At 40.9% G+C, this 20673-nt stretch carries 35 protein-coding genes; all 35 read left to right on the top strand.

Translation table 11 applies throughout. From position 1 onward, the window contains the following. Positions 1-41: 41 nt before the first annotated feature. Positions 42-1229 (top strand): elongation factor Tu, encoded by a 1188-nt coding sequence (gene tuf / locus AR328_RS21020; RefSeq protein ID WP_066301536.1) that lies wholly within the window; start codon positions 42-44, stop codon positions 1227-1229. A gap of 406 nt (positions 1230-1635) precedes the next feature. Then, a complete protein-coding gene (gene rpsJ, locus AR328_RS21015) occupies positions 1636-1944 on the top strand; it encodes a 30S ribosomal protein S10 (RefSeq protein ID WP_009336571.1) in 309 nt (102 codons plus the stop codon). Positions 1945-1985: 41 nt separating this feature from the next. Continuing rightward, positions 1986-2612 carry a 50S ribosomal protein L3 gene (rplC, locus tag AR328_RS21010; protein WP_066301534.1) on the top strand — a complete coding sequence of 209 codons (627 nt, stop codon included), beginning with the start codon at positions 1986-1988 and terminating at the stop codon, positions 2610-2612. A 27-nt stretch (positions 2613-2639) separates the two neighbouring features. Further along, on the top strand, positions 2640-3263 hold the full coding sequence (gene rplD, locus AR328_RS21005; RefSeq protein WP_066301529.1) for a 50S ribosomal protein L4: 624 nt from the start codon (positions 2640-2642) through the stop codon (positions 3261-3263). After that, complete coding sequence (gene rplW, locus AR328_RS21000) at positions 3260-3547, top strand: 50S ribosomal protein L23 (RefSeq protein ID WP_197414506.1); 288 nt, start codon at positions 3260-3262, stop codon at positions 3545-3547. Before rplD ends, rplW begins: the two co-directional genes overlap by 4 nt. Positions 3548-3573: 26 nt before the next feature. After that, positions 3574-4404: a 50S ribosomal protein L2 gene (gene rplB, locus AR328_RS20995; protein ID WP_066301520.1), complete on the top strand. Its 831-nt coding sequence runs from the start codon at positions 3574-3576 to the stop codon at positions 4402-4404. Positions 4405-4464: 60 nt separating this feature from the next. Next, on the top strand, positions 4465-4743 hold the full coding sequence (rpsS, locus tag AR328_RS20990) for a 30S ribosomal protein S19 (RefSeq protein ID WP_066301517.1): 279 nt from the start codon (positions 4465-4467) through the stop codon (positions 4741-4743). A gap of 18 nt (positions 4744-4761) precedes the next feature. Beyond that, positions 4762-5103 (top strand): 50S ribosomal protein L22, encoded by a 342-nt coding sequence (gene rplV / locus AR328_RS20985; RefSeq protein WP_009336582.1) that lies wholly within the window; start codon positions 4762-4764, stop codon positions 5101-5103. 3 nt (positions 5104-5106) lie between these two features. Beyond that, complete coding sequence (gene rpsC, locus AR328_RS20980) at positions 5107-5763, top strand: 30S ribosomal protein S3 (protein ID WP_066301514.1); 657 nt, start codon at positions 5107-5109, stop codon at positions 5761-5763. A gap of 1 nt (position 5764) precedes the next feature. Beyond that, positions 5765-6199 (top strand): 50S ribosomal protein L16, encoded by a 435-nt coding sequence (rplP, locus tag AR328_RS20975; protein ID WP_066301509.1) that lies wholly within the window; start codon positions 5765-5767, stop codon positions 6197-6199. Beyond that, entirely contained in the window at positions 6189-6389 is a 201-nt protein-coding gene (rpmC, locus tag AR328_RS20970) for a 50S ribosomal protein L29 (protein WP_066301506.1), read from the top strand. Before rplP ends, rpmC begins: the two co-directional genes overlap by 11 nt. 21 nt (positions 6390-6410) lie before the next feature. Continuing rightward, entirely contained in the window at positions 6411-6674 is a 264-nt protein-coding gene (rpsQ, locus tag AR328_RS20965; protein ID WP_066301504.1) for a 30S ribosomal protein S17, read from the top strand. Positions 6675-6715: 41 nt separating this feature from the next. Further along, a complete protein-coding gene (rplN, locus tag AR328_RS20960) occupies positions 6716-7084 on the top strand; it encodes a 50S ribosomal protein L14 (RefSeq protein ID WP_066301501.1) in 369 nt (122 codons plus the stop codon). A 35-nt stretch (positions 7085-7119) separates the two neighbouring features. Further along, positions 7120-7431, top strand: a complete 312-nt coding sequence (rplX, locus tag AR328_RS20955) for a 50S ribosomal protein L24 (protein ID WP_066301496.1) — start codon at positions 7120-7122, stop codon at positions 7429-7431. 26 nt (positions 7432-7457) lie between these two features. After that, the gene (gene rplE / locus AR328_RS20950; protein ID WP_066301493.1) at positions 7458-7997 is read left to right on the top strand and encodes a 50S ribosomal protein L5; all 540 of its coding nucleotides are present in this window, start codon (positions 7458-7460) and stop codon (positions 7995-7997) included. 25 nt (positions 7998-8022) lie between these two features. Then, positions 8023-8208 carry a 30S ribosomal protein S14 gene (gene rpsN / locus AR328_RS20945; RefSeq protein ID WP_009499044.1) on the top strand — a complete coding sequence of 62 codons (186 nt, stop codon included), beginning with the start codon at positions 8023-8025 and terminating at the stop codon, positions 8206-8208. A gap of 30 nt (positions 8209-8238) precedes the next feature. After that, on the top strand, positions 8239-8637 hold the full coding sequence (gene rpsH, locus AR328_RS20940) for a 30S ribosomal protein S8 (protein ID WP_066301490.1): 399 nt from the start codon (positions 8239-8241) through the stop codon (positions 8635-8637). A gap of 31 nt (positions 8638-8668) precedes the next feature. Further along, complete coding sequence (rplF, locus tag AR328_RS20935) at positions 8669-9208, top strand: 50S ribosomal protein L6 (protein ID WP_066301487.1); 540 nt, start codon at positions 8669-8671, stop codon at positions 9206-9208. A gap of 32 nt (positions 9209-9240) precedes the next feature. Further along, on the top strand, positions 9241-9603 hold the full coding sequence (gene rplR / locus AR328_RS20930; protein ID WP_066301484.1) for a 50S ribosomal protein L18: 363 nt from the start codon (positions 9241-9243) through the stop codon (positions 9601-9603). Positions 9604-9627: 24 nt separating this feature from the next. Further along, positions 9628-10128: a 30S ribosomal protein S5 gene (rpsE, locus tag AR328_RS20925; protein ID WP_057776552.1), complete on the top strand. Its 501-nt coding sequence runs from the start codon at positions 9628-9630 to the stop codon at positions 10126-10128. Positions 10129-10141: 13 nt separating this feature from the next. Further along, positions 10142-10324, top strand: coding sequence for a 50S ribosomal protein L30 (gene rpmD / locus AR328_RS20920; RefSeq protein WP_066301482.1), 183 nt, complete (start codon positions 10142-10144; stop codon positions 10322-10324). Between the two features lie 34 nt (positions 10325-10358). Beyond that, positions 10359-10799, top strand: coding sequence for a 50S ribosomal protein L15 (rplO, locus tag AR328_RS20915; RefSeq protein ID WP_066301477.1), 441 nt, complete (start codon positions 10359-10361; stop codon positions 10797-10799). Continuing rightward, the gene (secY, locus tag AR328_RS20910; protein WP_066301474.1) at positions 10799-12094 is read left to right on the top strand and encodes a preprotein translocase subunit SecY; all 1296 of its coding nucleotides are present in this window, start codon (positions 10799-10801) and stop codon (positions 12092-12094) included. The genes rplO and secY overlap by 1 nt, the downstream gene beginning before the upstream one ends. A 60-nt stretch (positions 12095-12154) precedes the next feature. After that, positions 12155-12805 (top strand): adenylate kinase, encoded by a 651-nt coding sequence (locus AR328_RS20905; protein WP_066301471.1) that lies wholly within the window; start codon positions 12155-12157, stop codon positions 12803-12805. Continuing rightward, positions 12805-13551 carry a type I methionyl aminopeptidase gene (gene map / locus AR328_RS20900; RefSeq protein ID WP_066301466.1) on the top strand — a complete coding sequence of 249 codons (747 nt, stop codon included), beginning with the start codon at positions 12805-12807 and terminating at the stop codon, positions 13549-13551. The genes AR328_RS20905 and map overlap by 1 nt, the downstream gene beginning before the upstream one ends. Positions 13552-13849: 298 nt before the next feature. Continuing rightward, a complete protein-coding gene (gene infA, locus AR328_RS20895) occupies positions 13850-14068 on the top strand; it encodes a translation initiation factor IF-1 (protein WP_009336604.1) in 219 nt (72 codons plus the stop codon). 35 nt (positions 14069-14103) lie between these two features. Beyond that, the gene (gene rpmJ / locus AR328_RS20890) at positions 14104-14217 is read left to right on the top strand and encodes a 50S ribosomal protein L36 (RefSeq protein WP_000868344.1); all 114 of its coding nucleotides are present in this window, start codon (positions 14104-14106) and stop codon (positions 14215-14217) included. A 21-nt stretch (positions 14218-14238) separates the two neighbouring features. After that, the gene (rpsM, locus tag AR328_RS20885) at positions 14239-14604 is read left to right on the top strand and encodes a 30S ribosomal protein S13 (protein ID WP_066301463.1); all 366 of its coding nucleotides are present in this window, start codon (positions 14239-14241) and stop codon (positions 14602-14604) included. A gap of 21 nt (positions 14605-14625) precedes the next feature. After that, on the top strand, positions 14626-15015 hold the full coding sequence (rpsK, locus tag AR328_RS20880; RefSeq protein WP_057776559.1) for a 30S ribosomal protein S11: 390 nt from the start codon (positions 14626-14628) through the stop codon (positions 15013-15015). 173 nt (positions 15016-15188) lie between these two features. Continuing rightward, positions 15189-16133, top strand: a complete 945-nt coding sequence (locus AR328_RS20875) for a DNA-directed RNA polymerase subunit alpha (RefSeq protein ID WP_066301462.1) — start codon at positions 15189-15191, stop codon at positions 16131-16133. A 77-nt stretch (positions 16134-16210) separates the two neighbouring features. Beyond that, complete coding sequence (gene rplQ / locus AR328_RS20870) at positions 16211-16573, top strand: 50S ribosomal protein L17 (protein ID WP_066301459.1); 363 nt, start codon at positions 16211-16213, stop codon at positions 16571-16573. A 654-nt stretch (positions 16574-17227) separates the two neighbouring features. Further along, on the top strand, positions 17228-18070 hold the full coding sequence (locus AR328_RS20865; protein ID WP_066301457.1) for an energy-coupling factor ABC transporter ATP-binding protein: 843 nt from the start codon (positions 17228-17230) through the stop codon (positions 18068-18070). Beyond that, positions 18046-18915, top strand: coding sequence for an energy-coupling factor ABC transporter ATP-binding protein (locus tag AR328_RS20860; protein WP_066301455.1), 870 nt, complete (start codon positions 18046-18048; stop codon positions 18913-18915). Before AR328_RS20865 ends, AR328_RS20860 begins: the two co-directional genes overlap by 25 nt. Further along, on the top strand, positions 18912-19709 hold the full coding sequence (locus AR328_RS20855) for an energy-coupling factor transporter transmembrane component T family protein (RefSeq protein ID WP_066301448.1): 798 nt from the start codon (positions 18912-18914) through the stop codon (positions 19707-19709). The genes AR328_RS20860 and AR328_RS20855 overlap by 4 nt, the downstream gene beginning before the upstream one ends. 15 nt (positions 19710-19724) lie before the next feature. Further along, positions 19725-20462, top strand: coding sequence for a tRNA pseudouridine(38-40) synthase TruA (gene truA / locus AR328_RS20850; RefSeq protein ID WP_066301659.1), 738 nt, complete (start codon positions 19725-19727; stop codon positions 20460-20462). The last annotated feature ends 211 nt before the right edge of the window (positions 20463-20673 follow it).

The following is a 20673-nucleotide window of genomic DNA, read 5'->3' as shown; positions in this document are numbered from 1 at the left end:
AAAAATACTTAATTTTTATATATTAAAGGAGGATTTCCCTAATGGCTAAAGCTAAATTTGACCGTTCAAAACCCCATGTTAACATTGGTACAATCGGACACGTTGACCATGGTAAAACTACTCTAACTGCGGCTATCACTACTGTTCTTGCAAAGAAAATGGGTGGAGAAGCAAAAGGTTACGACCAAATCGATAACGCTCCAGAAGAAAAAGAGCGTGGAATCACAATCTCAACTTCTCACGTTGAGTACGAAACTGAAAACCGTCACTATGCACACGTTGACTGCCCAGGACACGCTGACTATGTTAAAAACATGATCACTGGTGCTGCTCAAATGGACGGCGGTATCCTAGTAGTTTCTGCTGCTGATGGCCCAATGCCACAAACTCGTGAGCACATTCTTCTTTCTCGTCAAGTAGGTGTACCTTACCTTGTTGTATTCATGAACAAGTGTGACATGGTTGACGATGAAGAGCTTCTTGAATTAGTAGAAATGGAAGTTCGTGACCTTCTTTCTGAATACGACTTCCCAGGAGATGACATTCCTGTAGTTAAAGGTTCTGCTCTTAAAGCTCTTGAAGGCGAAGCAGATTGGGAAGAAAAAATCATCGAGCTTATGGCTGCTGTTGATGAGTATGTTCCAAACCCAACTCGTGACACTGAAAAGCCATTCATGATGCCAGTTGAGGACGTATTCTCAATCACTGGTCGTGGAACGGTTGCTACTGGACGTGTTGAGCGTGGAGTAGTTAAAGTTGGGGACGTTGTTGAAATCACTGGTTTCACAGAAGAGCCAAAATCAACTACAGTTACTGGAGTTGAAATGTTCCGTAAATTACTAGACTATGCTGAAGCTGGAGATAACATTGGTGCTCTTCTTCGTGGTGTAGCTCGTGAAGATATCCAACGTGGACAAGTACTTGCTAAGCCAGGTACTATCAAGCCACACACTACTTTCAAAGCTGAAGTTTACGTTTTGTCTAAAGAAGAAGGTGGACGTCACACTCCATTCTTCACTAACTACCGTCCTCAGTTCTACTTCCGTACAACTGACGTAACTGGTATTTGTAATCTTCCTGAAGGCGTAGAAATGGTTATGCCTGGAGATAACATTGAAATGCACGTTGAGCTTATCGCTCCAATCGCTATCGAAGAAGGAACTAAGTTCTCAATTCGTGAAGGCGGACGTACAGTAGGCGCTGGCGTTGTTGCTACAATCGTTGAATAATAAATTCATATTAAAACCAGGTGGATGACGATCCATCTGGTTTTTTTATTTTTTTTTTTTTATAGACTATGGAAATATTTCTGTTTCTTCTATATATATGTATGTCGAAGTAAATAATGATGTTTTTAAATGGATAGCAACTTGATATGTAATTATTGGATTACAGAAGACACACTTGAAAATTAGAATGAATGCCGCTATAATTATACGAGTGTGCAAGACATATAGAAATTGCAGGAATTTATGTTGCAATTGACTTGTGTTTTCTGTATAATAGACAATGTTGGTCTTTGACTGCGATGAAGTGAAAGGTTGCTGACACACCCGGCCGCTTTGCCATGGCGAGTGTGTGGGAAATTTTCACGGAGAATGTCTATTTTAAAATAGGCGAAAAGGAGGGAAAATAATGGCAAAACAAAAAATTCGTATTCGTTTAAAAGCGTATGATCACAGAATCCTTGATCAATCTGCTGAAAAGATTGTTGAGACTGCAAAACGTTCTGGTGCGGCTGTATCTGGTCCAATTCCATTACCAACTGAAAAGTCGATCTACACAATCCTTCGTGCGGTTCACAAGTATAAAGATTCTCGTGAGCAGTTCGAAATGCGTACGCACAAACGTCTAATCGACATCGTTAACCCAACACCACAAACGGTAGATTCATTAATGCGTTTAGATTTACCATCAGGTGTAGATATCGAAATTAAACTTTAATGAAATAAATTTAATTTAACAATCTAGGAGGTGTGACTGAAATGACCAAAGGAATCTTAGGAAGAAAGATTGGTATGACTCAAGTGTTCGCTGAGAACGGTGACTTAATCCCAGTAACAGTAGTTGAGGCGGCTGCTAACGTTGTTCTTCAAAAGAAATCAGTTGAAACTGACGGCTACGAAGCAATCCAAATTGGATTTGATGACAAACGTGAAAAGCTATCTAACAAACCTGAAAAGGGCCATGTTGCAAAAGCTAACACTGCTCCTAAGCGCTTCGTTCGTGAATTACGCGGAGTAAATTTAGGAGAATATGAAGTTGGTCAAGAAGTCAAAGTTGATATTTTCGCAGCAGGTGAAACTGTTGATGTAACAGGAATTTCAAAAGGTAAAGGTTTCCAAGGTGCTATCAAACGCCACGGACAATCTCGCGGACCAATGTCTCACGGTTCACGTTACCACCGTCGTGTTGGTTCAATGGGCCCTGTTGCTCCAAACCGTGTATTCAAAGGTAAATTACTACCTGGACGTATGGGTGGAGAGCAAGTTACAGTACAAAACCTTGAAATTGTAAAAGTTGACGCTGAACGCAACTTATTACTAATCAAAGGAAACGTACCTGGATCTAAAAAAGCTTTACTAAAAATCAAAAGTGCGGTTAAAGCATAGTAATAAGTCGGAAAGGAGGAAACAAGAATGCCGAAAGTAGCATTATTTAACCAAAGCGGATCTCAAGTTGGTGAAATCGAGCTTAATGATACGATCTTTGGTATTGAGCCTAATAACCATGTTCTATTTGAAGCGGTTGTTATGCAAAGAGCTTCTTTACGTCAAGGAACTCACAAAACTAAAATTCGTTCTGAAGTAGCAGGCGGCGGTCGCAAGCCATGGCGCCAAAAAGGCACTGGCCGTGCACGTCAAGGTTCTATCCGTTCACCACAATGGCGTGGCGGTGGTACTGTGTTTGGTCCTGTTCCACGCAGCTACAGCTACAAGCTTCCTAAAAAAGTTCGTCGCTTAGCAATCAAATCAGCATTATCTTCTAAAGTGTTAGCAGAAAACATTTTAGTATTAGAAAGCCTTGCTTTCGAAACTCCAAAAACAAAAGACTTTAAAGGTGTTTTAAAAGGACTTTCTGTTGAATCCAAAGCACTTATTGTAACAGCAGACCTTGATGAAAACGTAGCATTATCTGCTCGTAACATCCCTGGTGTAACTGTTGTAACTGCTACAGGAATCAACGTTTTGGACGTTTTAAATCATGATAAACTAATCATGACGAAAGCAGCAGTTGAAAAAGTAGAGGAGGTGCTTGCATAATGGATGCACGCGATATCATTAAGCGCCCCGTAATTACTGAAGCTTCTTCTGATATAATGGCCGATAAAAAATATACTTTTGAAGTTGACGTTAGAGCTAACAAAACTCAAGTAAAAGACGCTGTAGAAACAATCTTCGGTGTTAAAGTTGAGAAAGTAAACGTTATGAACTACAAAGGTAAATTCAAGCGTATGGGACGTTTTGGCGGATACACTAACAAGCGTCGTAAAGCAATTGTTAAATTAACAGCAGACAGCAAAGAAATCGAATTCTTTGAAGTTTAATATTATTTGAAGAGGAGGGAAATGAAATGGCGATTAAAAAGTATAAACCTACCTCTAATGGTCGTCGCGGAATGACAGGTTTCACTTTCGAAGAAATCACTACTGATAAACCCGAAAAATCCCTGTTAGCTCCATTAAATAAAAAAGCAGGCCGCAACAACCAAGGTAAGATAACTGTTCGTCATCAAGCCGGCGGTCATAAACGCCAGTATCGTATTATCGATTTTAAACGTAACAAAGATGGCATTCCAGGACGCGTTGCTACGATCGAATATGATCCAAACCGTTCATCAAGAATTGCACTAATCAACTATGTAGATGGTGAAAAGCGCTACATCCTAGCTCCTAAAAACCTAGAAGTAGGTATGGAAGTAATGTCTGGTCCAGAGGCTGACATTAAAGTGGGTAACGCACTGCCATTAATAAACATTCCAATGGGTACTGTAATCCATAACATCGAGTTAAAACCTGGTAAAGGTGGACAATTAGTCCGTTCTGCAGGTACTTCTGCTCAAGTTCTTGGTAAAGAAGGCAAATATGTTCTTGTTCGTCTAAACTCTGGCGAAGTACGTATGATCCTTGCTACTTGCCGTGCAACAATCGGTCAAGTTGGAAACGAGCAACACGAGCTTATTAACATCGGTAAAGCAGGACGTTCCCGCTGGTTAGGTAAGCGCCCAGCAGTGCGTGGATCTGTAATGAACCCTAACGATCACCCACATGGTGGTGGTGAAGGACGTTCACCAATCGGACGTAAGTCTCCAATGACTCCTTGGGGCAAACCAACACTTGGTTTCAAAACACGCAAAAAATCAAACAAGTCGGATAAGTTTATTGTTCGTCGCCGTAAAAAATAACGGGATTGTCCTACGGTTCACATATGGAACCGTAGATCAATCGCGAAGGGAGGTTCACTCATGGGTCGCAGCTTAAAAAAAGGACCTTTTGTTGATGATCATTTAATGACAAAGATCGAAAAGCTAAATGAAACTGATGGCAAACAAGTTATCAAAACTTGGTCTCGCCGTTCTACGATCTTCCCGCAATTCATCGGACACACAATTGCAGTTTACGATGGTCGTAAACACGTTCCTGTATATGTCACTGAAGACATGGTAGGCCACAAGCTTGGAGAATTCGCTCCAACTCGCGCTTACAAAGGGCATGGCAATGATGATAAGAAAACAAGACGTTAATGAGAGGAGGGCATTCTTATGCAAGCTAAAGCTGTTGCAAGAACAGTTCGTATTGCTCCTCGTAAAGCTCGTTTAGTCGTAGATTTAATTCGAGGAAAGCAAGTAGGTGAAGCAGTAGCAATTTTGAACTTAACTCCAAAAGCTGCTTCTCCAATCGTAGAGAAAGTTTTGAAATCTGCATTAGCAAACGCTGAGCACAACTACGAAATGGACGTTAACAATTTAGTAGTTGCTCAAGCTTTCGTTGACGAAGGACCAACATTGAAACGTTTCCGTCCTCGCGCAATGGGCCGTGCAAGCCAAATCAACAAACGTACTAGCCATATTACTATCGTTTTATCAGAAAAGAAGGAGGGATAATCAGTGGGTCAAAAAGTAAATCCAGTCGGTTTGCGTATCGGTGTTATCCGTGATTGGGAATCAAAATGGTACGCAGGCAAAGACTATGCTGATCTTTTACACGAAGACCTTAAAGTTCGTGAGTACATCACAAAGCGTCTGAACGATGCTTCTGTATCAAAAGTTGAAATCGAACGTGCAGCTAATCGTATAAACATCACTATTCACACTGCCAAGCCAGGAATGGTTATTGGTAAAGGTGGTACTGAAGTTGAAGCACTTCGTAAAGCTCTTAACTCACTTACTGGCAAACGTGTACACATCAATATTCTTGAAATCAAAAGAGCTGATATCGATGCGAAATTAGTTGCGGAAAACATTGCTCGTCAATTAGAAAACCGCGTATCTTTCCGTCGTGCTCAAAAGCAAACTATTCAACGTGCAATGCGCGCTGGTGCTAAAGGTATCAAAACAATGGTATCTGGACGCCTAGGCGGTGCTGATATCGCTCGTTCTGAATCTTACAGCGAAGGAACAGTTCCACTTCATACTCTTCGTGCTGATATCGATTATGCTACAGCTGAAGCTGATACAACTTACGGTAAGCTTGGTGTGAAAGTATGGATTTATCGTGGAGAGGTCCTTCCTACGAAGAAGAAATCTGAGGAAGGAGGCAAATAATATGTTACTGCCTAAACGCGTAAAATATCGTCGTGTGCACCGTGGGAATATGCGCGGTCAATCAAAAGGCGGCACAGAAGTAAATTTCGGTGAATTCGGTCTACAAGCTACTGAAGCTTCATGGATCACGAACCGCCAAATTGAAGCAGCTCGTATCGCTATGACCCGTTACATGAAACGTGGCGGTAAAGTTTGGATTCAAATATTCCCTCATAAGCCTTTCACTGCAAAGCCTCTAGAAGTCCGAATGGGTTCCGGTAAGGGTGCTCCAGAAGGATGGGTAGCAGTTGTTAAGCCTGGGAAAGTAATGTTCGAAATTGCAGGTGTTTCAGAAGAAATCGCTCGTGAAGCTCTTCGCCTTGCAGCACACAAGCTTCCTGTTAAGTGTAAGTTTATAAAACGAGAAGAAATTGGTGGTGAATCAAATGAAAGCTAATGATATTCGTGACCTTACCACTGCCGAAATTGAACAAAAAGTCAAATCATTAAAAGAAGAATTATTCAATCTTCGCTTTCAATTAGCGACTGGCCAGCTTGAGAATACTGCTCGTATTCGTGAAGTGCGCAAAGCAATCGCTCGTATGAAAACAGTGATTCGTCAAAGAGAAATTGGTTTTTCAAAGTGAAATTGAGAGGAGGTTCGCACAATGAGTGAACGCAACCAACGCAAAGTTTACACTGGGCGTGTTGTTTCAGACAAGATGGATAAGACTGTTACTGTTCTTGTTGAAACTTACAAAAAGCACCCTTTATACGGTAAACGCGTTAAGTACTCTAAAAAATTCAAAGCTCATGATGAGCAAAACACAGCGAAAACTGGCGATATCGTCCGTATTATGGAAACTCGTCCGCTTTCAGCTACAAAACGCTTCCGCCTTGTAGAAGTAGTAGAAAAAGCAGTTATTATCTAATTGTTCGGAAAAGAGTTTAATTCCGAAGGGAGGTTACACACATGATTCAACAGGAATCACGTTTGAAAGTTGCTGACAACTCTGGTGCTCGTGAAGTACTTACAATTAAAGTTCTTGGTGGCACTGGCCGCAAGTACGCTAACATTGGTGATATTATCGTTTGTACAGTGAAACAAGCAACACCAGGTGGCGTTGTTAAAAAAGGTGATGTTGTTAAAGCAGTAGTTGTTCGGACAAAGAGCGGTGTACGCCGTAATGACGGTACTTACATTCGTTTTGATGAAAACGCATGTGTAATTATTCGTGACGATAAGGGTCCTCGTGGAACTCGTATCTTCGGACCTGTTGCTCGTGAACTACGCGACAGCAACTTCATGAAAATTATTTCTTTAGCTCCAGAAGTTCTATAATTCAAACTAAATTGCCTTTAAGGAGGTGCTTACTGATGCATGTGAAAAAAGGTGACAAAGTTATGGTCATCTCTGGTAAGGATAAAGGCAAAACGGGTGTCATTCTTGCAGCGTTCCCTAAACAAGACCGTGTTCTTGTTGAAGGAGTAAACATTGTGAAAAAACATTCCAAGCCATCCCAAGTGAATCCGCAAGGCGGGATCATTAGCCAAGAGGCTCCAATTCATGTATCAAACGTTATGCCTGTTGACCCTAAGTCTGGCAACCCAACACGGGTAGGCTATAAAACGGTTGATGGCAAAAAAGTACGTGTAGCAACAAAATCCGGTGAAGTTCTAGATAAATAGTTTATAGAAGAAGGGAGGTAAAATGAATGAGCCGCCTAAAAGAAAAGTATAAAAAAGAAATTACTCCTGCTCTTATGAGCAAGTTCAACTATAAATCAATTATGCAAGTACCTGCGATTGATAAAATCGTTATCAACATGGGTGTTGGTGATGCTGTTCAAAACGCTAAAGCATTAGACAATGCGGTTGAAGAGTTAGCACTTTTAGCTGGTCAAAAACCAGTTGTAACTCGTGCGAAAAACTCTATCGCTGGATTCCGTCTTCGTGAAGGTATGCCGATCGGTGCTAAAGTTACACTTCGTGGAGAGCGTATGTATGAGTTCTTCGATAAGTTAGTCTCTGTATCACTTCCACGTGTACGTGACTTCCGCGGTATTTCCAAGAAGTCTTTTGACGGACGTGGAAACTATACTTTAGGTGTTAAAGAGCAGTTAATCTTCCCTGAGATTGATTACGATAAAGTAAACAAAGTTCGTGGTATGGATATTGTTATCGTAACTACAGCTAATACTGATGAAGAAGCTCGTGAACTTTTAACTCAATTTGGAATGCCGTTCCAAAAGTAATCGCTAAATAGAGGGAGGCGAAAACGTGGCTAAAAAGTCAATGATTGCGAAACAAAAACGCACGCCTAAATACAAGGTACAAGAATACACACGCTGCGAACGTTGCGGACGTCCACATTCTGTTTACCGTAAATTTAAGCTTTGCCGTATCTGTTTCCGTGAATTAGCATATAAAGGTCAAATTCCTGGCGTGAAAAAAGCTAGCTGGTAAACCAATAGGTTTAGGAAGGAGGTAAAAACAATGGTCATGACAGATCCAATTGCAGATTTGCTAACTCGCATCCGTAATGCGAATATGGTACGTCACGAAAAATTAGAAGTTCCTGCTTCTAATATCAAAAAAGAAATCGCTGATATCCTTAAGCGTGAAGGTTTCGTACGCGATGTTGAGTTTATTGAAGACAACAAACAAGGGATCATCCGCATTTTCTTAAAATACGGTTCTAATAACGAACGTGTAATCACTGGTCTAAAGCGTATTAGCAAACCTGGACTTCGTGTATATGCAAAAGCTGATGAAGTTCCACGTGTACTTAACGGCCTTGGAATTGCACTAGTTTCTACTTCTCAAGGTGTTCTTTCTGATAAAGAAGCTCGTGCAAAACAAGTTGGCGGAGAAGTTTTAGCATACGTTTGGTAATAGACTTTCTTAATGAATGGAGGTGCAATAAATGTCTCGTATAGGTAAAAAACCAATTGAAGTTCCTACGGGAGTTACAATTAACATCGATAGCAATAACACTGTTACAGTAAAGGGTCCTAAAGGTGAACTTACTCGTTCATTCAGCCCGGACATGACGATCCAACTGGAAGAGAATGTACTAACTGTTTCTCGTCCATCTGAATCGAAAGAACACCGTACTTTACACGGTACTACTCGTGCATTACTTTCTAACATGGTTGAAGGTGTATCTAAAGGTTTTGAAAAAGGTCTTGAGCTAATCGGGGTCGGATACCGTGCTCAAAAGCAAGGTAATAAACTTGTTCTTAACGTAGGATACTCTCATCCTGTTGAAATTGAACCTGAAGCTGGCGTGGAAGTGGATGTTCCATCTAACACAAAGGTTATCGTTAAAGGAATCAACAAAGAACGTGTTGGCGCTTTAGCAGCTAACATTCGTGATGTTCGTCCTCCAGAGCCTTACAAAGGAAAAGGTATCCGCTATGAAGGCGAATATGTGCGTCGTAAAGAAGGTAAAACTGGTAAGTAATGCCGCATAGGTAAACGAAAGGAGTGACTTAAATGATTACGAAGGCTGACAAAAATGCAGTTCGTAAGAAAAGACATGGCCGTGTACGCGCTAAACTTTCTGGAACTGAAGCTCGTCCTCGTTTAAACGTGTTCCGCTCTAATAAGCATATTTATGCTCAATTAGTTGACGATGTAAAGGGAGTTACTTTAGCAAGTGCTTCTACTTTAGATAAAGAAGTAAGTCTAGAATCTACAGGCAACGTTGATGCAGCAGTTAAGGTCGGAGAATTAGTTGCAAAGCGTGCAGTTGAAAAAGGAATCAAAGCTGTCGTATTTGACCGTGGAGGTTACCTCTATCATGGCCGCGTTAAAGCATTAGCTGATGCTGCTCGCGAAAACGGTTTAGAATTTTAATAGACAAAGGAGGGACACAAAAAGATGCGTCGTATTGATCCAAACAAACTTGAACTTGAAGAACGCGTAGTTACGGTTAATCGTGTAGCGAAGGTTGTTAAAGGTGGACGTCGTTTTCGTTTCTCTGCTCTTGTAGTAGTAGGTGACAAAAACGGTCATGTCGGCTTTGGTACTGGTAAAGCACAAGAAGTACCAGAAGCAATCCGTAAAGCGATTGAAGATGCTAAGAAAAACTTAATCGAAGTACCAATGGTTGGAACAACGATTCCTCACCAAGTTATTGGTAACTTCGGTGCAGGGGAAGTACTTCTAAAGCCTGCATATGAAGGTACTGGAGTTATCGCTGGTGGACCAGTTCGTGCGGTACTTGAATTAGCTGGTGTTGGTGACATTCTATCTAAATCATTAGGAACGAATACACCAATCAATATGGTTCGAGCTACTTTGAACGGTTTAACACAATTAAAACGTGCTGAGGACGTAGCTAAATTACGTGGTAAATCAGTAGAAGAACTGTTAGGATAAGGAGGGAAATCAAATGGCGAATAAACTAGAAATTACCCTCACTCGCAGCGTGATTGGCCGCCCAGGGGACCAACGCGAAACAGTTAAAGCTCTTGGCTTACGTAAAATGCACCAAACAGTTGAGCATCAAGACAATCCGGCTATTCGCGGAATGATCAATAAAGTTGCTCACCTTGTTACGGTAAAAGAAATATAATATTCACTCTTCTACAAAATAAGGAGGTGCCAACATGAAACTTCATGAATTAAAGCCTGCAGAAGGTTCACGCGGGGAGCGTAAACGCAAAGGCCGTGGAATCGGTTCTGGTAATGGTAAAACTGCTGGTAAAGGTCATAAAGGTCAAAATGCTCGTTCTGGCGGCGGTGTACGCCCTGGTTTCGAGGGTGGTCAAACACCTTTATTCCAACGTTTACCGAAGCGTGGATTTACAAACATCAACCGCAAAGAATATGCGGTAGTGAACCTTGATGCTCTAAATCGTTTTGAAGAAGGAACGGAAGTAACTCCTGAACTTCTTATCGAAACAGGTGTAGTAAGCAATGAAAAAGCAGGAATCAAAATTCTTGCAAAAGGCAAAGTTGAGAAAAAGCTTACTGTTAAAGCTCATAAATTCTCCTCTGCTGCAAAGGAAGCGATTGAAGCTGCCGGCGGTCAAACTGAGGTGATTTAATGTTTCAGACAATCTCCAATTTTATGCGCGTGGGTGATATAAGAAGAAAGATCATATTCACCCTTTTAATGCTGGTTGTATTCCGCATCGGTACATTTATACCGGTACCAGGCGTGAATGCGGAGTTTTTGAAGTCACAAGACCAATTTAATGTATTTGGACTTCTAAATACATTTGGCGGCGGAGCGCTAATGAATTTCTCCATACTGGCAATGGGTATCATGCCGTATATCACGGCATCCATTATCATTCAGCTTTTACAAATGGACGTTGTTCCTAAGTTTACTGAGTGGTCAAAGCAAGGAGAAGTGGGACGCCGTAAGTTAGCTCAGTTTACCCGCTATTTTACGATTGTGCTTGGTTTCATCCAAGGTTTTGGTATGTCCTATGGGTTTAATAACCTTGCTGGTGGACAGCTGATTGAAAATCCAGGTATTGGAAGTTACCTTCTGATTACAACTGTATTAACGGCTGGAACTGCATTCTTAATGTGGTTAGGTGAGCAAATTACCTCTAAAGGTGTTGGAAATGGAATCTCTATCATCATCTTCGCTGGGATCGTGGCTGGTATTCCATCAACGATTAACCAAATCTACGCTCAGCAATTTGAAAATGCTGGAGAACAGCTATTCCTTCGCATTGTAACAGTCGTATTAATTGCAATTGCTGTCGTTGCTATCATTGTAGGTACCATTTTTATTCAGCAGGCTTTAAGGAAAATTCCTATTCAGTATGCAAAAAGAATGGTAGCAGGCAAAAGCCCTGTTGGAGGTCAATCCTCACACTTACCTTTAAAAGTAAATGCTGCTGGTGTTATTCCAGTTATCTTCGCAGTTTCTTTTATCGTAACTCCTAGAACCGTTGCCTCGTTCTTCGAGCAAAATGATGTAACACTCTGGATTCAGCGAGTATTTGATTACTCACATCCAATTGGTATGGTCGTGTACAGTGCACTGATCATTGCCTTTACTTATTTCTACGCATTCATTCAAGTAAACCCAGAACAGGTTTCTGACAACTTGAAGAAGCAGGGTGGATATATACCTGGTATTCGTCCAGGGAAAAACACGCAAGAGTATTTAACACGCGTTCTTTATCGTTTAACATTCGTAGGTGCCTTATTCTTAACCGCTATTGCGATTTTGCCAGTTCTATTCATTAATATTGCTGGATTGCCTGAATCAGCTCAAATTGGTGGAACTAGTTTACTCATCGTTGTCGGTGTTGCACTGGAAACAATGAAGCAGCTAGAGGCTCAGCTTGTTAAACGTCACTATAAAGGCTTTATTAAATAATTTGGTTTTTAGGGAACCACGAAGGTCCCTAAAAGCCAATCAGATTTAGGGGGATTTCACATGAACCTAGTATTAATGGGGCTCCCTGGTGCCGGAAAAGGTACACAAGCAGAAAAGATTGTCGCTAAATACGGCATCCCTCATATCTCTACTGGAGATATGTTCCGTGCAGCCATCAAGGATGAAACGGAACTTGGCCTTCAGGCGAAATCATTCATGGATAAAGGCGAACTTGTTCCTGATGAAGTGACAATTGGCATTGTCCGCGAAAGATTATCCAAGGATGACTGTCAAAAGGGCTTCCTGCTCGACGGCTTTCCTCGAACTGTTGCTCAAGCAGAAGCATTAGAAAACATCCTTGCAGGGCTAAATAAACAGATAAATTATGTGATTAATATTGATGTTGATAATAGCATTCTTATGGATCGCCTTACTGGCCGCCGCATCTGTAAAGATTGTGGTGCAACTTATCATCTTGTTTTCAATCCTCCTGCAAAAGAGGGAGTATGCGATCGCTGTGACGGAGAGCTGTATCAGCGTGCTGATGATAACGAGGATACTGTGAAGAATCGCTTAGATGTTAATATTAAACAAACAAAACCACTGCTCGATTTTTACGAAACAAAAGGCTATTTGCGCAATATTGATGGGCAGCAGGAAATAGATAAAGTATTTTCTGATGTAGATCAATTACTCGAGGGCTTGCAATAATGATCATTTGCAAAACACCGCGTGAAATTGATATCATGCGCGAGGCTGGAAAAATTGTAGCACTCACTCATGAAGAACTGAAAAAACATATTGCACCCGGCATTACAACGTTAGAGCTAGATGATATTGCAGAAAAGTTTATTCGTAAACATAATGCAATTCCATCCTTTAAAGGTTATAATGGCTTTCGCGGCAGCGTTTGTGTTTCGGTTAATAATGAGCTTGTTCATGGCATTCCTAGTAATCGGGTATTAAAAAATGGCGATATAATTAGCGTTGATATCGGTGCTAAATATAACGGTTATCATGGTGATTCAGCTTGGACGTATCCGGTAGGTATCATTGATAAGGAAACTCAGGCTCTTCTTGATGTGACTGAGGAATCATTATTCAGGGGCCTTATGGAAGCAAAACCAGGTGTGCGTCTGTCGAACATCTCACATGCGATTCAAACGTATGCGGAATCATTTGGTTTCTCCATTGTACGTGAGTATGTGGGTCATGGAATCGGGCAAGACTTACATGAGGATCCGCAAATTCCTCATTATGGTCCCCCAGATAAGGGCCCGCGTTTAAAACCAGGAATGGTTCTTTGTATTGAACCCATGGTGAATGCAGGAAGCCGATATGTGAAAACGTTAGAAGACAATTGGACAGTTGTGACGGTTGATGGAAAAATGTGTGCCCACTTTGAGCATACGATTGCGATCACCGATACAGGCTATGAGATTTTGACTAGAGCTTAAGTCAGGTCGTAATCTCGCTGTTAATGCAATTTGTTCTGCTTTTAGTCAAACCGTATTGGTTCTTTGCGGACTTGATGCTATCGATGTGGTATAATAATAAGGTTGTTGTACGGCCGATATTTTTTAAGATTCATCTTAAGAATAAACCCAAACTGCAACTGTAATTTCATTGATCATGCATCTCCAGAAGTTCAGGAAGTTTACAAGAATCCGGTTGTGTAATGGATGGAATACACTTTGACTTTTATGCAAAGTGAAATAATGAATTCGTATATATTTGAAAAGGGGGTCTTGTTCGATGGCGAAAGACGATGTAATTGAAATAGAAGGTACTGTTGTTGACACTTTGCCAAATGCCATGTTTAAAGTAGAATTAGAGAATGGTCATACTGTACTAGCTCACGTTTCTGGGAAAATTCGCATGCACTTCATTCGAATTCTGCCAGGAGATAAGGTAACAGTTGAGCTTTCTCCATATGACTTAACACGCGGAAGAATCACTTATCGTTTTAAATAACCACTGCACTCCGTACTACTAAGGAGGTTAGGATAATGAAAGTAAGACCATCAGTCAAACCAATCTGCGAAAAGTGTAAAGTTATCCGCAGACGTGGAAAAGTTATGGTTATCTGTGAAAACCCTAAACATAAACAAAAACAAGGCTAAAAACAAGGAGGTGCGCAAAGAATGGCACGTATTGCTGGTGTAGATATTCCACGTGAAAAACGTGTAGTAATCTCATTAACTTACATCTATGGGATTGGTAAAGAAACAGCTAAGAAAGTTTTATCAGAGGCTGGTGTTTCTGAAGACACTCGTGTTCGTGATTTAACTGAAGACGAATTAAATAAAATTCGTGAAGTCATCGATAAATTAAAAGTTGAAGGTGACCTTCGCCGTGAAGTATCACTTAACATTAAGCGTCTAATGGAAATCGGCTGCTACCGCGGTCTTCGTCACCGTCGTGGTTTACCTGTTCGTGGACAAAATACTAAGAACAATGCTCGTACACGCAAAGGTCCTCGTAAGACTGTAGCGAACAAGAAGAAATAATCAGTAAAGGAGGTACTTTAAATGGCACGTAAAACTAATACACGCAAACGCCGTGTGAAAAAGAATATTGAACAAGGTGTTGCACACATTCGTTCTACTTTCAATAACACAATTGTAACTATTACTGACGCTCATGGAAATGCACTTTCTTGGTCAAGCGCTGGCGCATTAGGGTTTAAAGGTTCTCGTAAATCTACTCCTTTCGCAGCTCAAATGGCAGCAGAAACTGCAGCGAAGGCTTCTATGGAGCATGGAATGAAAACTCTAGAAGTAACTGTTAAAGGACCTGGTGCAGGCCGTGAAGCTGCAATTCGTGCACTTCAAGCTGCTGGTTTAGAAGTTACTGCAATTAGAGACGTAACTCCAGTTCCTCATAATGGATGCCGTCCGCCAAAACGTCGCCGTGTATAATTTTTCTGTATAAATTTTGTATCCTTGTCTATAATGGGATATGATGGAAAAGTTTCTCGCTTTTATACAGACTATTATTCAAGTTGTTGTGCGCAAAACGGGAACGTATACATGGGGAATTTCGGTTATGAATGTAGCCGGGGTTTCGACGTTTTGAAGGAGGGTGTATTTTCATGATCGAAATAGAAAAACCAAAAATCGAAACGGTTGAGATCAGCGATGATGCCAAGTACGGGAAGTTCGTTGTAGAGCCACTTGAGCGTGGATATGGTACAACTTTGGGTAACTCCTTACGTCGTATCCTTTTATCCTCACTTCCTGGTGCCGCAGTTACATCAATTCAAATTGATGGGGTACTTCATGAGTTCTCAACAATTGAAGGCGTCGTAGAAGATGTAACATCTATTATTTTGAACATCAAAAAGCTTGCACTTAAGATCTACTCTGATGAAGAGAAGACGCTTGAGCTTGATGTACAGGGTGAAGGTGCTGTTAAGGCTGCTGATATTACTCATGACAGTGATGTTGAAATTCTAAATCCAGATCTTCACATCGCGACTTTAGGAACAAATGGTCATTTGCGTATGCGTTTAACTGCTAAGCGCGGACGTGGATATACACCTGCTGTCCAAAATAAAAGAGAAGATCAGCCGATTGGTGTCATTCCAATTGATTCAATCTATACACCAGTTTCACGTGTTTCTTTCCAAGTAGAAAATACACGCGTAGGCCAAATGACTAACTACGATAAGTTAACATTTGACGTTTGGACTGACGGAAGTACTGGTCCTCAGGATGCGGTAGCACTTGGTGCAAAGGTTTTAACTGAGCATTTAAATATCTTCGTTGGTTTAACTGATGAAGCTCAAAATGCTGAGATTATGGTTGAAAAAGAAGAAGATCAAAAAGAAAAAGTACTTGAGATGACAATCGAGGAACTAGATTTATCTGTTCGTTCATATAACTGTTTAAAACGTGCTGGCATCAATACCGTTCAAGAGTTAGCTAATAAAACGGAAGAAGATATGATGAAGGTTCGTAACTTAGGCAGAAAGTCTCTTGAGGAAGTTAAACACAAACTAGAAGAGCTTGGACTAGGCCTACGAAAAGATGACTGATAGGCACAACGCTTTGAAGCATTTTCAATTAGCTGCGAAAGCTTAAAGAATCACTTCAACAAAGGAGGGAAACTTTCATGGGATACAGAAAGTTAGGACGTACTAGCTCTCAACGTAAAGCTATGCTACGTGACTTAGCAACAGACTTAATCATCAACGAGCGTATTGAAACAACTGAAGCTCGTGCGAAAGAACTTCGTTCAGTTGTTGAGAAATTAATCACTCTTGGAAAGCGCGGCGACTTACACGCTCGTCGTCAAGCTGCTGCATTCGTTCGTAACGAGGTAGCTAACGCTGAAACGAATCAAGATGCTGTACAAAAATTATTCAGCGATATCGCATCTCGCTTTGAAGAGCGCCAAGGTGGATATACTCGTATTATGAAGCTTGGACCTCGTCGTGGAGACGGTGCACCAATGGTCATCATCGAGTTAGTATAATTTTTTAACAAAAAGGGGCGAGAGACAGTTTATTCAGAAACTTGTTCATTGCCCCTTTTTTGTAAAATGTCCTTTTGCCTAATTGTGGCATCCGAGGAATTTAAGTAAAAAGTGAGTGTTACGATGAGCATACTTTTTTTAAAGTTTTTTTGTCTAGCTACAGCGCCTAGGGTCTCGAGGTCATAAGCCAATCCGACAAGAAGGTTAAAGTACAACCTTCTCGCCGGCTCGTCTTATGCTTGTCGACCCTGGACGAGGCGCTTCCGCTTTTCGTGTATGACTCGTCTAGCTCTTGCACCTTTCCGAGTTTTTTTAGTTTGCGTATAACAGGTGGGGCCTGTTCTTTTCGGAAAGGTGCAGACTTTTTAAAAATAAGTAAAATGACAACTGTTGTATGGGCTTTTAATAGGGAGGCAGACTTGGCATTTTATACAGCTCAGATAACAGATTTGAAATTGGAGATTATAGTTTTCTATCGTGAGGAAAGTGTAATTTCTAAAAAATTGTTATCAGCATTATATATCCGCTGTCATACTATTGAGGCTCGCCAATTGTGGCGGGTTTTTTAATAGCTAAAATTCTATTTCAGTATTGATTGTCTGGCAGTTCAGTTTAGAATAGAGAGAGAAGAGTGAGATGAGGGGAGGAACAACTATGAGCAAGAAACCGCTAGTTCAGCTAAATAATATCTCATTTCAATATGATATTCAGGCTCCGTATGCGCTTCATGATGTATCCTTTGAGATTTATGAAGGGGAATGGCTTGCCATTGTAGGCCATAATGGTTCTGGTAAATCAACGTTAGCGAAGCTATTAAATGGCTTGCAGTACGCACAGGAAGGTTCCATTACAGTGAATGGGATCCCATTAACTGAAGAGACGGTTTGGGATACTCGGAAAGTGATTGGAATGGTATTCCAAAACCCAGATAATCAGTTTGTTGGGACGACTGTTCAGGATGATGTGGCTTTTGGTTTAGAAAATAACGGAATTGCTAGAGAAGAAATGATTGAAAGAGTTCAACACTCCTTGGAAAAGGTGAAAATGGCGCAATTTCTTGATCAAGAGCCGCACCATCTATCAGGTGGTCAGAAGCAAAGGGTGGCCATTGCAGGTGTCATTGCTCTTAGGCCTTCCATTATCATTTTAGATGAAGCAACATCCATGCTGGATCCACGGGGCAGGGAAGAGGTTCTAGAAACGGTCAGGGAGTTAAAAGAAACCCATAATATGACCGTTATTTCCATCACTCATGATTTAGAAGAGGCAGCAAAAGCTGATCGAATTATTGTGATGAACAAAGGTAAGCTGTATAGAGAGGGAACACCGGCTGAAATATTCCAAATGGATGAGGAGCTGGTGAAGCTTGGTTTAGATATTCCTTTTCCAGTCAAAATAAGTAAGCTATTAAAGGAACAAGGAATTTCCTTATCAAGGCATTTTTTATCTGAAGAAGAGTTGGTGACTGAGCTATGGACATCTCACTGCAAAGAGTAGAATATCGCTATCAGGCTAATACGCCTTTTGAACATTTAGCTATAAAAGATGTCTCCATTGATATTCCATCGGGAACGTTTCTGGCGATAATTGGGCATACAGGCTCCGGTAAGTCTACTGTTCTTCAGCACTTAAATGCCCTGCTAAGACCAACAGCTGGAAAAGTCTTGATTGGCGACAAAGAAATTACCTCAGAAAAGAAGCAAAAAAACCTAAGGGTAATCCGGCAAAAGGTTGGCATAGTTTTTCAGTTTCCCGAGCATCAATTGTTTGAAGAAACCGTTGAGAAAGATATTTGCTTTGGGCCAATGAATTTCGGCGTTTCTGAGGAGGAAGCGAAGAAACGGGCTAGAATTGCCATCAAGCAAGTAGGGCTTGCAGACGAAATTCTGGAGAAATCCCCATTTGACTTATCTGGTGGGCAAATGCGCAGAGTTGCGATTGCTGGAGTACTAGCGATGGAGCCGGATGTGATTGTCCTGGACGAGCCTACTGCAGGCCTTGATCCAAGAGGGCGGAAGGAAATCATGGATATGTTTCACGCACTCCATCAGGAAAGAAACTTATCAACCATTCTAGTCACTCATAGTATGGAGGATGCTTCCAGATATGCAGATCAAATTGTGATTATGCATAAGGGAGAAGTGTACAAAAAAGGAACGCCTGAAGAGATTTTTTCAAAGCCTGAAGGTTTAATTGAGCTTGGATTAGATGTGCCAGAGGTTGTCCGTTTCCAGCAAAAAATTGAAAAGACATTCCAAATGAAATTTCCACAAACATGCTTATCTGTTGAAAAGCTAACAGAGGAAATTGCTGCTGTCATAAAGAGGGGTGACCAAAAATGATGGAGAAAATGATTTTTGGCCGCTACGTACCAGCTCAGTCTGTTATTCATCGAATGGATCCCAGATCTAAGCTTATTGTGATTTTTCTATTTGTATGTATCGTTTTTATTGCAAACAACAGTTTAACTTATGGGGCATTATTAATTTATACTTTTTTAATGGTATCGATGTCTAAAGTTCCTTTGCAATTCATTCTTTCAGGCCTGAAACCTGTTCTTTGGCTCGTGCTTTTTACATTGCTTTTGCATTTGTTTTTGACAAAGGAAGGAAATGTCCTGTTTCAAGCAGGCTGGTTCACTATTTATGAAGAGGGATTAAGGCAGGGGCTATTTATTTCTATGCGATTCTTTCTGTTGATCTTAATGACATCCATCCTGACGTTAACAACGACACCGATTGAAATTACAGATGGTCTTGAAAGTCTGCTGCATCCATTAAACAAAATTAAGTTTCCCGTTCACGAGCTTGCTCTCATGATGTCCATCTCTTTAAGATTTATTCCAACCTTGATGCAGGAAACAGATAAAATTATGAAGGCGCAGACAGCAAGAGGGGTAGACTTTACAAGCGGACCGATAAAAGACAGGGTGAAGTCGATTATTCCTCTTCTCATCCCACTATTTGTCAGTTCCTTTAAACGGGCTGAGGAGCTTGCCACAGCCATGGAAGCAAGGGGATACCGCGGTGGTGAGGGAAGAACGAAATACAGGCAGCTTAGCTGGAGCTTTACAGATTCAGCGATGATTGTTCTTCTTGGAATTTTAACCATTGTTTTATTCTTATTAAGAACATAATGGGGCCCTTAGATGATGAAAAGGTTTAAGTGTTTAGTTGCTTATGATGGAACTTTATTCTCTGGCTATCAGGTCCAGCCGAATAAGCGGACTGTACAAGGAGAACTGGAAAAAGCCTTTAAAAAGCTTCATAAAGGGGCAGACATTAAAGTTAGCGCCTCTGGGAGAACGGATGCGGGCGTTCATGCAAAGGGCCAGGTGATTCATTTTGACTCCGATTTAAGTATTCCGCTTGATAAGTGGGATATTGCGCTTAATTCGCTTTTGCCAGATGACGTTGTCGTTATGAGCACGGAAGAAGCTGATAGCGGATTTCATGCTCGATTTGATGCAAAGGGGAAGGAATATCGGTATGTCATGAGCCTTTCCTCTAAGAGAGATCCTTTTAGCCGAAATTATGCCTTTCAGTATCCTTATCCATTGAATATTTCAGCCATGAAGGAAGCGGCAGCTTATTTAATAGGGACTTATGATTTTACAAGCTTTTGCTCCGCCAAGACGGAGGTAGAGGATAAGGTCAGGGAATTAAAGGGAATTGATCTAATTGAGGGAAAAGGCTCTCTTGCGTTTCGATTTGTTGGCAATGGCTTTTTGTATAATATGGTCAGGATATTGGTTGGCACTCTTTTAGAGGTTGGGGCTGGAGAGAGAAGTCCGAATTCCATGGCAGATATATTGGAAAAGAAGGATCGATCCTTCGCGGGAAAAACAGCACCAGCTCAAGGGTTATATTTGTGGAAGGTATTTTATTAAGAGCTAAAATATTTTCTGAAAACCATATGATCCACTTGGTACCGTTGTGATGCAGATTTTTGATAAAAAAAATTTCAAAACAACTAAACCTGGCGTAACATTTTATTGACATTAGCTGTATAAAAGTGTATCATAGCAAAGGTATTGTTATTAAAACCACGATAAGCCCCGGAACTTATTGTGTCTAAGATAAATGAAACCAATGAAATGA

Source organism: Bacillus sp. FJAT-29937 (genome assembly GCF_001509555.1).
Lineage (GTDB): Bacteria > Bacillota > Bacilli > Bacillales > Cytobacillaceae > Cytobacillus.
This window is presented reverse-complemented; position numbering and strand designations above follow the sequence as displayed.

What these genes read in the sequence shown, in the direction of transcription:
- tuf (WP_066301536.1), top strand. Translation starts at nt 42, where the DNA reads ATGGCTAAAGCTAAATTTGACCGTTCAAAACCCCATGTTAACATTGGT.
- rpsJ (WP_009336571.1), top strand. Translation starts at nt 1,636, where the DNA reads ATGGCAAAACAAAAAATTCGTATTCGTTTAAAAGCGTATGATCACAGA.
- rplC (WP_066301534.1), top strand. Translation starts at nt 1,986, where the DNA reads ATGACCAAAGGAATCTTAGGAAGAAAGATTGGTATGACTCAAGTGTTC.
- rplD (WP_066301529.1), top strand. Translation starts at nt 2,640, where the DNA reads ATGCCGAAAGTAGCATTATTTAACCAAAGCGGATCTCAAGTTGGTGAA.
- rplB (WP_066301520.1), top strand. Translation starts at nt 3,574, where the DNA reads ATGGCGATTAAAAAGTATAAACCTACCTCTAATGGTCGTCGCGGAATG.
- rpsS (WP_066301517.1), top strand. Translation starts at nt 4,465, where the DNA reads ATGGGTCGCAGCTTAAAAAAAGGACCTTTTGTTGATGATCATTTAATG.
- rplV (WP_009336582.1), top strand. Translation starts at nt 4,762, where the DNA reads ATGCAAGCTAAAGCTGTTGCAAGAACAGTTCGTATTGCTCCTCGTAAA.
- rplP (WP_066301509.1), top strand. Translation starts at nt 5,765, where the DNA reads ATGTTACTGCCTAAACGCGTAAAATATCGTCGTGTGCACCGTGGGAAT.
- rpmC (WP_066301506.1), top strand. Translation starts at nt 6,189, where the DNA reads ATGAAAGCTAATGATATTCGTGACCTTACCACTGCCGAAATTGAACAA.
- rpsQ (WP_066301504.1), top strand. Translation starts at nt 6,411, where the DNA reads ATGAGTGAACGCAACCAACGCAAAGTTTACACTGGGCGTGTTGTTTCA.
- rplN (WP_066301501.1), top strand. Translation starts at nt 6,716, where the DNA reads ATGATTCAACAGGAATCACGTTTGAAAGTTGCTGACAACTCTGGTGCT.
- rplX (WP_066301496.1), top strand. Translation starts at nt 7,120, where the DNA reads ATGCATGTGAAAAAAGGTGACAAAGTTATGGTCATCTCTGGTAAGGAT.
- rplE (WP_066301493.1), top strand. Translation starts at nt 7,458, where the DNA reads ATGAGCCGCCTAAAAGAAAAGTATAAAAAAGAAATTACTCCTGCTCTT.
- rpsH (WP_066301490.1), top strand. Translation starts at nt 8,239, where the DNA reads ATGGTCATGACAGATCCAATTGCAGATTTGCTAACTCGCATCCGTAAT.
- rplF (WP_066301487.1), top strand. Translation starts at nt 8,669, where the DNA reads ATGTCTCGTATAGGTAAAAAACCAATTGAAGTTCCTACGGGAGTTACA.
- rplR (WP_066301484.1), top strand. Translation starts at nt 9,241, where the DNA reads ATGATTACGAAGGCTGACAAAAATGCAGTTCGTAAGAAAAGACATGGC.
- rpsE (WP_057776552.1), top strand. Translation starts at nt 9,628, where the DNA reads ATGCGTCGTATTGATCCAAACAAACTTGAACTTGAAGAACGCGTAGTT.
- rpmD (WP_066301482.1), top strand. Translation starts at nt 10,142, where the DNA reads ATGGCGAATAAACTAGAAATTACCCTCACTCGCAGCGTGATTGGCCGC.
- rplO (WP_066301477.1), top strand. Translation starts at nt 10,359, where the DNA reads ATGAAACTTCATGAATTAAAGCCTGCAGAAGGTTCACGCGGGGAGCGT.
- secY (WP_066301474.1), top strand. Translation starts at nt 10,799, where the DNA reads ATGTTTCAGACAATCTCCAATTTTATGCGCGTGGGTGATATAAGAAGA.
- AR328_RS20905 (WP_066301471.1), top strand. Translation starts at nt 12,155, where the DNA reads ATGAACCTAGTATTAATGGGGCTCCCTGGTGCCGGAAAAGGTACACAA.
- map (WP_066301466.1), top strand. Translation starts at nt 12,805, where the DNA reads ATGATCATTTGCAAAACACCGCGTGAAATTGATATCATGCGCGAGGCT.
- infA (WP_009336604.1), top strand. Translation starts at nt 13,850, where the DNA reads ATGGCGAAAGACGATGTAATTGAAATAGAAGGTACTGTTGTTGACACT.
- rpmJ (WP_000868344.1), top strand. Translation starts at nt 14,104, where the DNA reads ATGAAAGTAAGACCATCAGTCAAACCAATCTGCGAAAAGTGTAAAGTT.
- rpsM (WP_066301463.1), top strand. Translation starts at nt 14,239, where the DNA reads ATGGCACGTATTGCTGGTGTAGATATTCCACGTGAAAAACGTGTAGTA.
- rpsK (WP_057776559.1), top strand. Translation starts at nt 14,626, where the DNA reads ATGGCACGTAAAACTAATACACGCAAACGCCGTGTGAAAAAGAATATT.
- AR328_RS20875 (WP_066301462.1), top strand. Translation starts at nt 15,189, where the DNA reads ATGATCGAAATAGAAAAACCAAAAATCGAAACGGTTGAGATCAGCGAT.
- rplQ (WP_066301459.1), top strand. Translation starts at nt 16,211, where the DNA reads ATGGGATACAGAAAGTTAGGACGTACTAGCTCTCAACGTAAAGCTATG.
- AR328_RS20865 (WP_066301457.1), top strand. Translation starts at nt 17,228, where the DNA reads ATGAGCAAGAAACCGCTAGTTCAGCTAAATAATATCTCATTTCAATAT.
- AR328_RS20860 (WP_066301455.1), top strand. Translation starts at nt 18,046, where the DNA reads ATGGACATCTCACTGCAAAGAGTAGAATATCGCTATCAGGCTAATACG.
- AR328_RS20855 (WP_066301448.1), top strand. Translation starts at nt 18,912, where the DNA reads ATGATGGAGAAAATGATTTTTGGCCGCTACGTACCAGCTCAGTCTGTT.
- truA (WP_066301659.1), top strand. Translation starts at nt 19,725, where the DNA reads ATGAAAAGGTTTAAGTGTTTAGTTGCTTATGATGGAACTTTATTCTCT.